The sequence below is a fragment of the Actinacidiphila sp. DG2A-62 genome, assembly GCF_035825295.1.
GTDB lineage: Bacteria > Actinomycetota > Actinomycetes > Streptomycetales > Streptomycetaceae > Actinacidiphila.
Window position 1 is genome coordinate 3,592,587 of the sequence record NZ_JAYMGI010000002.1, and the last position, 13,239, is coordinate 3,605,825.

Annotated in this window: 11 protein-coding genes; 7 read left to right on the forward strand and 4 right to left on the reverse strand. The window is 68.4% G+C overall.

Going from position 1 to position 13,239, the window contains the following annotated elements:
• Nucleotides 1-3: 3 nt before the first annotated feature.
• The 4 genes from drmC (at nucleotide 4) to VSR01_RS15680 (ending at nucleotide 4,507) form a co-directional block, all read left to right on the forward strand.
• On the forward strand, nucleotides 4-774 hold the full coding sequence (gene drmC / locus VSR01_RS15665) for a DISARM system phospholipase D-like protein DrmC (RefSeq protein ID WP_326449821.1): 771 nt from the start codon (nucleotides 4-6) through the stop codon (nucleotides 772-774).
• 119 nt (nucleotides 775-893) lie between these two features.
• Nucleotides 894-2,246, forward strand: a complete 1,353-nt coding sequence (locus VSR01_RS15670) for a hypothetical protein (protein WP_326449822.1) — start codon at nucleotides 894-896, stop codon at nucleotides 2,244-2,246.
• A 111-nt stretch (nucleotides 2,247-2,357) separates the two neighbouring features.
• Nucleotides 2,358-3,968, forward strand: coding sequence for a UvrD-helicase domain-containing protein (locus VSR01_RS15675; protein ID WP_326449823.1), 1,611 nt, complete (start codon nucleotides 2,358-2,360; stop codon nucleotides 3,966-3,968).
• Entirely contained in the window at nucleotides 3,863-4,507 is a 645-nt protein-coding gene (locus tag VSR01_RS15680) for a 3'-5' exonuclease (protein WP_326449824.1), read from the forward strand. The genes VSR01_RS15675 and VSR01_RS15680 overlap by 106 nt, the downstream gene beginning before the upstream one ends.
• A 105-nt stretch (nucleotides 4,508-4,612) precedes the next feature.
• Here the strand turns inward: VSR01_RS15680 and VSR01_RS15685 are convergent, their stop codons facing one another.
• The 3 genes from VSR01_RS15685 to VSR01_RS15695 all read right to left on the reverse strand — a co-directional run bounded on the left by VSR01_RS15685 (nucleotide 4,613) and on the right by VSR01_RS15695 (nucleotide 9,785).
• On the reverse strand, nucleotides 4,613-7,198 hold the full coding sequence (locus tag VSR01_RS15685; RefSeq protein ID WP_326449825.1) for a GmrSD restriction endonuclease domain-containing protein: 2,586 nt from the start codon (nucleotides 7,196-7,198) through the stop codon (nucleotides 4,613-4,615).
• 165 nt (nucleotides 7,199-7,363) lie between these two features.
• On the reverse strand, nucleotides 7,364-8,329 hold the full coding sequence (locus VSR01_RS15690) for an FAD-dependent oxidoreductase (RefSeq protein ID WP_326449826.1): 966 nt from the start codon (nucleotides 8,327-8,329) through the stop codon (nucleotides 7,364-7,366).
• Between the two features lie 10 nt (nucleotides 8,330-8,339).
• On the reverse strand, nucleotides 8,340-9,785 hold the full coding sequence (locus VSR01_RS15695; protein WP_326449827.1) for a carph-isopro domain-containing protein: 1,446 nt from the start codon (nucleotides 9,783-9,785) through the stop codon (nucleotides 8,340-8,342).
• 243 nt (nucleotides 9,786-10,028) lie between these two features.
• On the opposite strand from VSR01_RS15695, the gene VSR01_RS15700 reads away from it, so the two are divergent.
• The 3 genes from VSR01_RS15700 to VSR01_RS15710 are packed head-to-tail and all read left to right on the forward strand — an operon-like array spanning nucleotide 10,029 to nucleotide 12,661.
• Nucleotides 10,029-10,490, forward strand: a complete 462-nt coding sequence (locus tag VSR01_RS15700) for an ATP-binding protein (protein WP_326449828.1) — start codon at nucleotides 10,029-10,031, stop codon at nucleotides 10,488-10,490.
• Complete coding sequence (locus VSR01_RS15705; RefSeq protein WP_326449829.1) at nucleotides 10,487-11,365, forward strand: phosphotransferase; 879 nt, start codon at nucleotides 10,487-10,489, stop codon at nucleotides 11,363-11,365. The genes VSR01_RS15700 and VSR01_RS15705 overlap by 4 nt, the downstream gene beginning before the upstream one ends.
• 45 nt (nucleotides 11,366-11,410) lie before the next feature.
• On the forward strand, nucleotides 11,411-12,661 hold the full coding sequence (locus VSR01_RS15710; protein ID WP_326449830.1) for a methionine adenosyltransferase: 1,251 nt from the start codon (nucleotides 11,411-11,413) through the stop codon (nucleotides 12,659-12,661).
• Nucleotides 12,662-12,729: 68 nt separating this feature from the next.
• Here the strand turns inward: VSR01_RS15710 and VSR01_RS15715 are convergent, their stop codons facing one another.
• Nucleotides 12,730-13,080: a hypothetical protein gene (locus VSR01_RS15715; protein ID WP_326449831.1), complete on the reverse strand. Its 351-nt coding sequence runs from the start codon at nucleotides 13,078-13,080 to the stop codon at nucleotides 12,730-12,732.
• Nucleotides 13,081-13,239: the final 159 nt, after the last annotated feature.

Consider the following 13,239-nt stretch of genomic DNA (forward strand, 5'->3'; position numbering starts at 1 on the left):
CTGGTGAGCCGCAGACGCTTCGAGGCGGCGGCAGCGACGGCCGCCGCCTCGCTCGGCCCCACCCGGACCAAGGCGCTGGCCACGCTCCTCTCCCAGGGCCGTTCCCCGGCGTACATCCTCGCCAGGCTCCAGGTGCCGGCCGCGCTGGAAGCCGTATCGGCGTTGCTTGCGTCGATGACGGAAGACGACGTCCCCTCGGCGGAGACGGCGGCGTATCTGCGGGGGTACGTGGCGGCCTGGACCCGGCGACGTGAGGAAACCGAGGCCCGTGCAGTCTGGAGCGGTCCGTCCACGCCTGGGACACCCGGACGCTCCACCGCGCAGGTGCTGACGGAGGTGGTCGGCGCCGCACAGCACCGGCTCGTCGCCGTGACCTACTCGGCCCGCTCGTACGCACCGCTGACCGCAGCACTGGCCAAGGCCGTGGCCCGGGGCGTCACAGTGGACATTGTCGTGGAGACGATCGAAGGCGCGGGCGGGCTACTCTCCGGGCGTGAGCCAGCCGATGCCTTCTCCCGCGTACCGGGCCTGCGGCTCTGGCACTGGGCGATGGGTCAACGCTCAGCTCCCGGCAGCCGGTTGCACGCGAAGCTGGCGGTGGCTGACGACCGTATCCTCTTCCTGTCCAGCGCCAACCTCACTTCGGCCGGCGCCGAGCGCAACATCGAGGCCGGCGTCCTGCTGAGTGGCGGTCCCATGCCGGGACGGATGGCGGACCACATACGGGAGCTGCAGCGTCGGGGGGTGCTCGCTCGGTGGCCAGGAGCTTCTTGAGGTTCCGCCACCATCGAATGATCGCCAATCACGTGACCGATTGATGGCCACTGTGTACTGACAGCCTCGACCTGACCAACAATGAACCTTCACCTTTCACGAAAAGCAGGAGGTCGTTGATGGTCGCCGTCGCTCTGGTGCACAGCACCGCGCTGATGATGGAGCGGCTCCCTGAGAGGCCTCCGGCATGGCTGACCCGTGGTGAGCGGACCTTTGCGTACCCGTACAAGGACTGGAGAAAGCCGCGTGTGTGGTGTCTCGCCTTCTTCACGGACGGTCACACGCGCTATGAGCAGCGCAGGATCATCGGGGTGGGTGGCGTCTTCCCGGGCAGGCGGTCAGGCACCTACGAACGCGCCCTGCTCGCACGCGACTTCACGGCTCTCCAGGTTCCGCTGCCGATTGTCGACCTTGAGGGCGCGATGGGGGCCAGCCGCCGATTCCTCAAGGACGACGGTCGTTTGTCTCCCGCGGCCGGCGACAACTTGCTCACAGCCATCCGGCATCTTCGACCGGAACTGAACGAGACACTGGACGACCTGGAGGACAGCCTGGGGGCCCATCCTCCGACAGGTCAGGAGGGAGAGCAGCGGAGCTTTGAGAAGGATGCCGTGGGGATCCTCATGGAGACGTTCGGCGCGGACCGCGATCCGCTCGAAGCGTGGCAACAACCACTCGGCGGAGATGATCCCCGATCCCGGTCCGTCCCCTTCGTCGAAGGGCTCCCCGCACTTCGGCAGATCGAGGATCAGCAGATCGTCCACGACTACCTGCGCTTCCCCGGCATGGAAGGCGAGGACGCCGTGCAGGTCGGCTGGCGGATCTACCGCCGCAGTTCCGAATCCAGTCATCGGCTGTTCGTGTACAACGCCAACCGCACGAACGCCGAAACCGTCATGGGCGTCGACATGATCTACGTGAACGAGCACGCTCGCAGCGTGGCGATGGTCCAGTACAAGCGCATGCGCCAGAGCGGGCCCGGCTGGGTGTACTGGCACGACACGACCGGTGAGCGGGAGCTGAAGCGGATGGAGACAGTCGACGACGAGTGCAGAGTGGAAGATCAGAGGGCTCGAAGCGGCCGGGGAGGCCCGACGACGTTGGGAGATCTGCGCCTGATCTCTACGCCCAGTATGGTCAAACTGAGCCGGACCACTCCTTTTCTGATGAACTCCGCCGCCCTCATCCCCGGCATGTACCTCGCGCGAGAACACTTCCAAGAACTGCTTCAACGCCCCCAGGCCGAGGGACCGTCCGGCGGGAAACGCATCACCGAGCACTCGGTTCCTCGGTACCTGAACAACACCACCTTCACCACGCTACTCAGGGACGGATGGATCGGCACGCGCGGCACCAGCTGGGATTACGTCATCGGCCTGATCCGCGAGAGCCTGTCCGCCAGCGGACCGGGCTCCGTCGTCGTGGGGATGCACCGAAGCGAGGTTCCACCCGGCAACCGCCGTGTCAACTGACCTGCGCCGTGGAGGGCGATCGAGGCGATCCAGCTGCCCTGCCACATACGGACCGGTCTCGCGAGTCGGAGCCGGTCAGTAAAGTAATCGTAGTCTTCTGGAGGGGCGCGGATGGCGACGCTGGGGATGCACCGGGACTTCCTGCTGGAGTTCGCGGCGTTGGAGAAACCAGTCCAGAAACGCGTCTTCGAGGTGTTCGAGAAGTTCGCGGCAGCTACGCACGCCGGGCTGCACCTGGAGAAGCTGACTCACCAGAAGGACCCGCGGCTGCGGACCATCCGCATCACCGGATTCTGGCGCGGGGTCGTTCTCAAGGGAGAGTCGGGCGACAGCTATCTGCTGCTCAAGGTGCTCCCCCATGACAAGGCTAACGACTGGGCCGCCAACCACCGAGCCTCGGTGAACGAGGTGACGCAGGGCATCGAGATACGAAACGACGTGGCCCTGGAACGCGCCACCGCAGGTTTGCGGGCGCTCGCCGCCGACGAACCGGCCCGTCTGTTCCCCACTTCCGAGTATCCGGACAAGGTACTGCGCAACCTCGGCGTGGACGAGGAAATACTTCCCATCATCCGGCTGATTCCGGACGAGGATCATCTGGAGGCATTGCACAAGGTGATGCCGGAGCATCAGTACGACGTTCTGCTGGGGCTCGCGAGCGGTATGAAGCCCGAGGCGGTCGACCGGGAACTGGTGCAGGTGTACGCCCGGGCCGCCACGCGGACTCCCGAAGCCGATGACGGTGATGAGCTGGGAACTGCGATGGTGCGTTCCGGCGGTCGGGTCGCGCTCGTGTCGGGACCCGTCGAGCTGCAAGGAATCCTGGAGCGGCCGTTCGACGCCTGGCGAGTCTTCCTACACCCGAGCCAGTACCGGGTGGCGTACCACGAGGGCTACGCCGGCCCGGCCCGGGTCACCGGCGGGCCCGGCACGGGAAAGACAGTGGTCGCTCTGCACCGGGCGTACCACCTGGCCCGGCAGCTGCCCGAGGACGCCGCTGACGGATGCGTCCTGCTCACCACCTTCACCAGGGATCTCGCGGCCGAACTGGAACGCTGTCTGACGCTGCTGGTCGAGGAGGAGGCGGTCCGCGCGAGGATACGGGTGGTCAACGTCGATGCTCTGGCCAACGAGATCGTACGAGCGGAGCGCGGCGGCGCCCCGCTGAAGCTGGTGTTCGACCAGAAGGAGATCACCGCCCGCTGGACGCGTATCACGCGGCAGCTGGGGATCGACTTCACGGACGTCTTCCTCGACCAGGAGTGGCGTCAGATCGTCCTGGCGCAGGCCCTGACCGAACCGGAGGAGTACCTGAAAGCGCCACGCACTGGCCGCGGCACCGCGCTCCCACCGCTGAAACGCCTCCAGGTGTGGCGTGCAGTCTCCGCTTTCGAGGAGCAGTTGCGCCAAGCCGGCGAGTGGACATTCCTTCAAGTGTGCGCAGAGGCGGCACGGGTCCTGGACAGCCGGGGGAACCGGCCGTACCGCCATGTCGTGATCGACGAAGCACAGGACCTGCACCCCGCGCAGTGGCGGTTTCTGCGGGCCTTGGTCCCCCCGGCCAGGACGATCTGTTCCTCGCCGGGGATACCTACCAGCGCATCTACGGAAACCGGGTGTCGCTGCGCTCGCTCGGCGTCCAGGTCGTCGGCCGCTCGCACCGCCTGCGGATCAACTACCGCACCACCCATGAGATCTTGGCCTGGTCGGCCTCACTGCTGACCGGCGAGGAGCCTGACGACATGGACGGCGGGCACGAGACGCTGGCGGGATACCGCTCGACCATGCACGGGAAGCGGCCGGAAACGGCCGGGTACGCCACGAAGCATGAGGAGATCGAGGCGCTGGTGGCCCGGGTGCGGGACTGGACCGACGCAGGGGTGCAGGCGGAGGACATCGGGGTGGCGGTGCGCTTCGTCCAGCTGGGGCGGGACATCGCCCAGGCTCTGGAGCAGGCTGGAGTCGCGGCGTGCGTGCTCGGCGCCGGACATAGTGGCCCCGGTATCCGGATCGGCACCATGCACCGGATGAAGGGGCTGGAGTTCCGCTGCGTCGTCGTGGCCGGAGTGAACGACGGTACCGTGCCGATGAAGTCGGCCGTCACCGCGGTCGAGGTCGACGCCCAGCAGCACCAGGAGGACTTGAACGGCGAGCTGAACCTGCTGTTCGTGGCGTGCACACGGGCACGTGAGGCGCTGCGGGTGTCCTGGCACGGGACGCCGAGTCCCTTCCTGGTGCCGGTCGCCAACCGACACCCGTAGTGCTCGTAGGCCCCGCGCGCCATTGCTTCGGTCCCATCCGTGACGTGCGTGGAGAACGCAGGATGACGTCGCCCCCACACTCCGCAGGGAGGCGCACGGAAGGCGTCAAGGAGTACCGGGATCCTCGTCCGCCATACGGCGTGCCTCCGCAAGGGCCACCGTATGCGCGAACCACTCCAGCACCGCACAGATCTCCTCGCTGTGCGCTGCGAAGGCCTCCACCGCAAAGGACGGGCGCAGGTCCAGTTTCGCCTCGGCCAGGTCGATGCCATCGATCCCGTTCAGGCTGTTCATCAACTCGCGCCGTAGTGGCTCATCATCGAAAGGGGGACGCCTCTTCAGATACTGGAAGACGACCTCGACGGTGCCGGAAACCGGGTAGAGAGCCAAGGGCCACAGCTCTCGGGAAGCGGGCGCATTACCAAAACGCACTGTGGGGAAGCAACTGGTTTCGCTCGCCCGGCCGTAGGCGAGATGACCGCCCTGCTGCTCCCAGAAGCGCAGGGCGCTCAGGACGCCGTCGACCGTCTCCTCGGTCTGGTTGTCGCGCAGCTGCGTTTCGAACCGGCTGGCCGCCGACTGCTGCTCATCGCCGTCGGCCCGCAGTGCCGACTCGGCCTCATCGGCGACATCCCTGCCCAGCAGGGCCGCCAGGTCGGAGGTGGTCAGCCGGTGCGATCGGCGGGCCCGGCCCGCCTCGTCGAATGAGACACCCTCGGCCTCCAGACGGGTTCGCACATCACCGAGATCCTGGCCGTCCGGCCACCTGAAGCCGGCCGAGACGCGGCCGTCCGCCGTCAGCACCCGGTAGGCGCCGTGCAGGCCCACCTTGGATGCCAGATGCTGGCCGACCGGGACGGCGTGGGTGCCGATCAGCGCCGCGACATCGCCGTACGTCGTCCACGTCCCGGCCGGCATGGCGAGAAGCGCTGCCCGCAGCTCCTTCCAGCCGGACCACTCGTCATCCGCCGGAACCGTGCCCGCGACGGGGCCGGGCCACAGCCGTACCGCCCGGTCGGCCAGCGCGGCGGCGCGGTCGAGGATCTCCGCCTTCCCCCAGCGCTCCCGTCCTGCGATCTCCTGGTTCATCCGCAAGGAGCTGAAGTCCAGGATCTCCTGCTTGCGACGGAAGGGATGGTTCGAGAGCTTCGCGTTGTCAGCCGAGAGAGTCAGGTTGCCCAGCGTGTGGACCAGCAGGGCATGGAGTTCCTCGGCGCTCTGTCCGTCCTCGGTCTCTTCTGCCAGCAGGTCCAGCCACTGGTGGGCGGGATTCTGCGGCAGCACGTGTTCGACGGTCAGGTGCGCCTTGGCGTAGTCGACCGGTTCGCTGCCTCCGTAGCTCTCCTCCAGCCTGCGCAGCACCTGGAACCGCTGGTTGCTGCGGCCCGCCTTGTAGAAGGGACGGGTGCGGATCGCCTCGCAAACGGCGTCGTCGTCGGGCCAGACACGGGCTCCCGTCCTGCTCTTCGACAGGAAGCGGCTTACGGCCTCGGCCGGGTCGTCGTCCTTCTCCATCTCCCTGACCATTTCCATGAACACGCGGTTGCTGCCCGTGGTGGAGTGTCCGGTGAACAGGCGCCGCACCATGTAGCTCTCGGCGTACGCCAGTGCCCGGGCGGCCTGGTGAGGTGTGGCCTGCCCGTCGTCCATGCGGTCTAGCAGATGGAGTGCCAGCGGGTAGTGAGTCTGGCCGCCCCACCGGGAGAGCCTCTCCAACACCTCACGCAACTCCAAGTCAGGCTCCCTCTCGGGTTCCAGGATCCGCATCAGACGTTCCGCCCGGCGGGCCAGGGAGGCGATCTCGCCCTCCAGAGCCGCTTCGTTAGAGCTCAGAGACTCGAGGCGATTCTTCTGGTCCCGGTAGATCTCGCTCTGCTTCGCCCTGCTGTTGCCGGCTACCACCAGGTCGAGCCAGACGAGGAGTTCGAGGTTGGCGGGGCCCAGCCGTTCCTGCATGGGGAGCCAAAGATTCTGGTAGACGGACTCTCCCCGAGTGGGCAGGCACATGAAGAGGTAGTTGCGAAGCAGGTCGCTCTGGCTGAGTCCGACACCCGTGTTGTTGATCGACTCGAAGATCCGGTAGACGTTGTCGCCCTCCGACGCGGTGATCTCCACGATCGACAGCAGACCGCTCAGCACCGTCTCCACTGCGTCCGTCCACACCTCACCGCCGTTTTCCTCGCCCTCGGCGAGGGCACCCAGGAAGTACCGGTAGGCGGCGCCCACATTGCCAGCGCCACCGGCTCTGGGAGAGCTCTCGACGCAGGCGGTGAAGGCGTCGCGGTCGGCTTGCGTCGGTAGGAGGCGGTAGTGATCGTCGCCGCTGCGGTACTTGTTGACGAGTACGAGATCGTGGATGCGCTCGGCCTTCTGCTCCGCGCCGCGTTCCCGGTGGCGGTCGCGCAGCGCGGTAAAGGCGAGCATGAGGGTGGTGAGCCGCTGCTGACCATCGACGACTAGCCAGCGCTGCATGCCGCCAGCAGTGATCCGGCCGGGGGCCAGCACCACGGAGCCAAGGAAGTGCGCCGCAGGAGGTCGTCCTTCCAACTGCTCCTCGACCAATTCCTGCACATCGTCCCAGAGTTGCCGCAGCTCGTCACGCTGCCAGCTATAGGTGCGCTGATACAGCGGCACTTGATACTGCTTCTCGCCCTGGACGAGTTCGTTGAACGTGGTCTCCTGAGCATGCACGCGCGTCTTTCCCCCTACTGAGTCCCGGACGACCCATATTCCACCATCGAGGTGGCGGTATCTCGTCCTCGACTAAATCGGTAGCGGTGAGGTGTCTTTCAGGAGCCGAGTCTCACGGCTGTACGGGAAGGCGCACAAGGGTGCGCTACCACACGTCGTGGCTAGTCAACAGTCCGCGATGTTGGCGTTCAAATTGCTGCCGACCTGGCGTGCGCAGCCCCAGGAGAGGGTGACGCCGGCGCCGCCGTGGCCGTAGTTGTGGATGACCAGGCGGCCGTTGGGGCGGTGTTCGGGTTCGACGCGGACTGTTGCCCGGGTGGGGCGGGTGCCGATGCGGTGGGCCAGGACCTGAGCTTGTGCGAGGCGGGGTTCGACTGCGGTGCAGCGGTGGAGGATCGCGTCGGCGGCGGCCGGGTCGGGGTTGAGGTCGCCCTGGCCGTCGATGGCGGTGCCTCCGAGGACGACGGTGTTGCCGTGGGGGTAGATGCACAGCAGGTCGGGGGAGGTGCCGGTGTCTTCGGAGAAGAAGTCGGTGAGGCCGGGGTTGGTGACGACGACGTGCTGGCCCCGGATGGGGCGGAGGCCGGTATCGGCGGCGAGCGTGCGTGCGCCGAGGCCGGTGCAGTTGACGACGGTGCGGCCGAGGACGGGGTCGTCCAGGTCGGTGACCGTGCCCTGCTCGATGGTCGCGCCTGTCGCGAGGAGACGGGTCCGCAGGTGGGCGAGGTAGACCGGCATGTCGATCAGGGGGACCTCGAACCGGTAGCCGGCGGTGAAGCCGGGCGGGAGTGCACTCACGGGACAAGGCTGGAAGCCCGGCAGCGTGGTGGCCCACTCCGGCGGCACGTCGGCGTGGCGGGAGGCTTCGATGCCGGAGGCGATGCGTACGCCGGTCGTCGGATCGCCGGCGAGCGAGCGGAAGACCTCCAGCGAGTGTCGGCTCCACTCGTCGACCTTGTCCTTGGGCTCGACCAGGTACGGCCCCCACATGGCCCCCGCGGCCAGCGACGTACGCCCGGGGATGTCCTCGGCGATCACCCGCACCCGCAGTCCGGACTCAGCGAGGACGACGGCAGTGGTGAGGCCGGAGACACCGGCCCCGATGACGGTCACCTGCTCGGTTGCAGCCACGGGAGCGACCCTAGCGTCCAGCGATCGCACCCGCCGGGTGCTCGGCGAGGCGGTTTTCAAGTTCGGGGAGGAAGCTGCGCACGTGCGGGTTGCGCTGCCGACGCCGCAGATCCCCGGCGAGTTGCTGGAGGACCGCGGTGCTGCGCGGTGAGCGGACGGTGGCCAGCCGCTGGGTGGCCGCTGCTGCGATCCGGCAGGCCAGCTCGGTCTCGCCGGAGCTGGTGTAGCCGAGGGCGAGCCATGCTCCTTCGAACAGGGCCCGCCGCTGGCTCGGGTCGTTGAGGGGGACTTCGTGCGCGCCGGTGGCCAGCAGCGCCGTTCCGCGGGTGACGAACCGGCGGCCCTGTGCGGTGGCGCCTTCGCCGTGTCGCACGCGACCGAGGTGGATGAGGGCGTAACCGGCTTGGCAGTCCAGGTGGTTGCCGGTCAGGTAGTACATCCAGCGGGGTTCGGAGCCGTCCGGGGCGGAGGATTCGACCAGTTCGCGGGCGGTCTCCCGGGTACGGTCGAAGTCGGTTGTGCGGCCGGCGGTGGCATAGGCATAGGCGAGCCGGGACAGGACCGATGCACGCACGCCGTTCGGCGCGCCTTCGCTCGTCCGCGCAGCAGCCTCGCCCAAAGTGACGGCATCGGCCGGGTGTTCGCGGCCGGCGGCCTGGAAGGCAAGGTCGGCGAGGATGTGCGCGGCCAGCGGGCGGTCGTTGACCTGGTGCGCGGCGCGCAGGGCGGTGACGAGGTAGCGCTGGGCCAAGCCGTGGTCTCCGGCGTCGAAGGCCATCCACCCGGCCAACTGCCCTACCTCGCCCAGCGCGTGGAAGAGCCTGGTGGTGGCGTACGCCGAGTGTCCGCCTTCGTGCAGCAGAAGCGCTACGGCGCGGAACTGCGCGCCCACGTAGGCCAGATGCCGTGCACCGCCGTGCTCGTCGTCGAGGAGTTGCAGCAGGGGAAGGTTCTGCTCGACCTGGTCGATCAGCGGGTCCGAGCCGGTGGGCTGCGAGACACGACCGGTGAGCCCGCCCCGGCCGGCCGAACCGTCCACGTATTGCGAAACGAGCGCGAGGAGCGCGGAACCGGAAGCGGCGAGGAAGCGGCGGCGGTCACGTAAGCCGCTGGCCACCCAGTCCTCCACGATGCCTCCCAGCTCACGTGCGGTCCATGGCCGCGCCAACTCGCTGTCGGCCGGCACGAGGACCGGCGAGGGCGTCGACCGCGCCTGCCACAGCCACTCGACGGTCACCGTCCGGCCCAGCTCCTGTGACAGCACGTGCGCCACGGCGGTCGGCAGCGGAGACCGGGGAAGTGCGCCCTGGTCACGCCAATGGTAGGGCGCGCTCTCGGAGACGGTGCCGTCGCCGAACGTCCGGTTGATCTTCCGTGCGAGGACTTTGGGACTCCAGCCCAATTCGTCCAGGCACGCCGCGAGCTGAAGGTTAGGTCCCTCGGGCCGTCGGCTCATGCAGCGGTCCACCCCCGCGTTGCTGTGCGCCTTCGCCCATCCCATGATGCCGCCGCGAAAGGGCTGGTGGTCAATGCGGCAGCGAAGTTGACCGAGTTGACCGCTCGATGGGCTCCTGCGGTCCGCACGCTATCGGGTGTGCTGGGACAGTGACAGAGGGCAACCAGACCGACGGCCGGTGCCTGCCTCCCCCGTCAGGCATCGGCCGTCACCTCCCACCCGCAGGCTGAGGAGAGGCTCCCCATGAACCACCAGCAGCTCCCGGCCCCGGACGAGTTCCACGTCCAGGCCGACACCGATGCCATCGGCGAAGCCCGGCAGAGAATCGTCCGGACTGCGCAGCGCTGGAGCGTCCCCCTCTCGGACTCGGCGCTGTCCGACGTCGAGTTGTGTGCGAGCGAAGTGATCACCAACGCCCTCACGCACGCGGGTGACGAGTGCTGGGTGCGTACGCGATGGACGGGCCGGTTCCTTCAAATCGAGGTCACCGACCGTTCCCCGCGACCGCCCGTGCTGTCCGCCGCGCTGCCCGACGCCACCGGCGGCAGGGGTCTCGCTCTGGTCGAGTGCTTGTCCCATGACTGGGGCTGGGTTCCGCGGGACCTCGGTAAGACCGTCTTCTTCCTCGTGGCTGACGACGATGTCCCTAAAGGGCCGGCGACTGTCGACGCCGAACTTCTCGCCTGCGCCGGGCGGTTGGCGTGACGGCGACCGTCGGCGAAGCGTTGCGCCACCGCTTCGGGCCTCTCGTGCCCCTTCACGACAAGCCCCTGTCCGCGATGTGGCGCGCGTGCGGCGACAAGGCCGTGCTGAAGGTCTACCGAGGCATCGCGCCTGCCGAGCGGCGCACCCGGGAGGCCCAGGCGCTCGCCCTGGCCCGCGGCTGGGGCCTGCCCGCGCCGGCGGTACGGGACAGCGGTGACGAAGACGGGTGCTGCTGGCTGTTGCTCGACGCCGTCGGCACGGCCGGGTCCACGGCGCCCCCCGACGACCCGGTAGGCGCCTTCGTCCAGCGAACCCTCACGCTGACGGAAGCCCTCCAGCGGCGTCCCGCACCGATCAACCCCGGGCCCGGGTGGCTGCCGAGCGGCAGCAGCTTCCCGACCAACAGCCACGCGCTTCTCGCCCAACTCTCCGCACGGTGTGCGCAACGGCCGTGGTGGCATCGGCTGTCGAACGCCCTGACTTCCCTGAACGGCGAACCGATTGCCTACCTGCACGGCGACATCAAGCCTGAGCACTTCGTGGACGACGGCAGCGCCGTCCACGTCGTCGACTGGGAGGCAGCCGCGCGCGGCCCCGCCGTGTCGGACACCGCGGACGCCGCCTTCCACCTGATCCGCGACCTGATCTACGCAGACAGGCCGCTGCATCTCGACTCCATGAGCCGGTTACCGGTCAACGGCCCGATCGCCGCTTGGCGCCTCGTCCTCTGGCTGGACCGCCGCCGACCGGACGACCTCTGCCTCCTCACCACAGCCGACGTGAACCGCCTGATCCGCGCCGCCAGCACCGCCGACGTCCTTCGTCGCCTCAGCCGCTTGGTCACCGTCGCGCGTGAAGCGGGAGTTCCGCGGTAGCGCCACTACCACCCCTGCCCGTAGCCCTGACTTCAAGGAGTCCACGTGAACCGCACCGTCAGCACGTCCGGACGCAGTCGAATCGTCATCGAGACCGGTACACCGCGCCCCGAAGCGACCACCATCGTCGAGCGCAAGGGCCTCGGCCACCCGGACACCCTCGCCGACCACCTGGCCGAACGGCTCTCACAGGCGTACAGCCGCTACACCCAGGAGACCTTCGGGGCCGTGCTCCACCACAACTTCGACAAGCTCGCGCTGCTGGGCGGCGCGAGCCGGGTCGAGTACGGCGCCGGCGAGATGAAGGCGCCCGTCCGCGTGCTCGTGAACGGACGGGCCGCCCGAACCTGTGGGGACAGCGAGATCCCCGTGCAGGAACTGGCCGAGCAGACGGTGCGAGCCTTCTTCGCCGAGAGGCTGCCGGAGTTGGCCGACCATCTCGACCTCCGCTTCCACATCACCGCCAACTCCAGCCCCGGCGCGGTCATCACCGACGCCGACGCGCCCGAACGCACGCGTTGGTTCGCGCCGCGGTCGGTGGAGGACTTACGGGAGCGGCGGGCACTGATCGCCAACGACACCTCGATAGGGACCGGTTGGGCTCCTCACAGTCCCTTCGAGGCGTTCGTCCGCGAGGTGGCCGATGCCTTCTCCGGCGTCACGCCCTTCACGCGGGAGCACCCGTGGTGCGGCAGCGACGTGAAGGTCATGGGTTACTACGACGGCGAGCACGCCGACGTCGTCCTGTGCGTCCCGCAGAAGAGCAGGTTCGTACCCGACCGGGCTGCCTACCTCGCCAACAAGGAGGCAGTGCTCGCCGAGTGCCGCCGGATCGTGGTCGACCATCTGCCGGGCACTCCCGTCGACTTCCGGCTCAACGTGCGCGACGTGCCGCAGAAGGACGAGCTGTACCTGACCTACACCGGCAGCTCCATCGAGTCCGGCGACGAGGGTGTGGTCGGCCGCGGCAACAGGGTCAACGGCCTGATCACGCCGTTGCGGCCGATGAACATGGAGGGCGCCAGCGGCAAGAACCCCGTCTACCACGTCGGCAAGCTCTACAACCTGGCCGCCGCCCGCTTGGCCCACCGCCTGCACGAGGAGACCGGCGGTCACGCCGAGGTGCACATGGTCAGCGCGACGGGCGAGCCGCTGGACCAGCCGTGGCGCGTCCTCGTACGCCTCTCGCGACCCGACGCCCACGTCGAGACGGTGCACTCCCTCGTCCTGGAGACCCTGGCCGGATTCCCGGCGCTCACCCAGGAGTTGGTGCAGGAGGGGGTGCTGCTCAGTTGACGACGACCTGCCATGCTCTGCCACCCCTCCCGGAGACGTGCCGCAGACGCCTGCTCGCCCACTACGGTTCAGCGGCGACGACGTGGCTCAACGGAGTTCCGGTCCTGCTCACGACCGCCGGTCGCCGGTGGAACCTGAATCTCACCGGCTACCACGACGCCGGCCACGCCAGCGTTCTCGCCACGGCTCACGACCGCGAGGGCAGCCCCGTCCTGGTGAAGATGTGGTTCGACCCCGACCGTTACGCCCGCGAGACCGCTGCCCTGCGCCTTTGGCACCCGGGACCGGAACGCGTGCTCCTGGCGGCGGATGACGAACACCGCGTGGCGGTCCTGCGCATGATCGCCGGACGACCGGGCGGTGACAAGCCACCGTCCGACGAGACAGCCCGTGTCGCGGAAGCAGTGCAGCAGGCCCACGGCATCGGCCGGAACGTCCGCCCCGGCACGTTCCCCCGCTCACCGACCACATCCGCAACGACATCGAGCCCCGTATCCGGGAGCGCGGACGCACCAGCCGCTACGGCCGGCACATCGCGCAGATCACCCCGTATCTGGTCGGGCTTTCCGGCGATGCGG

What these genes read in the sequence shown, in the direction of transcription:
- VSR01_RS15670 (WP_326449822.1), top strand. Translation starts at nt 894, where the DNA reads ATGGTCGCCGTCGCTCTGGTGCACAGCACCGCGCTGATGATGGAGCGG.
- VSR01_RS15675 (WP_326449823.1), top strand. Translation starts at nt 2,358, where the DNA reads ATGGCGACGCTGGGGATGCACCGGGACTTCCTGCTGGAGTTCGCGGCG.
- VSR01_RS15695 (WP_326449827.1), bottom strand. Translation starts at nt 9,785, where the DNA reads ATGAGCCGACGGCCCGAGGGACCTAACCTTCAGCTCGCGGCGTGCCTG.
- VSR01_RS15700 (WP_326449828.1), top strand. Translation starts at nt 10,029, where the DNA reads ATGAACCACCAGCAGCTCCCGGCCCCGGACGAGTTCCACGTCCAGGCC.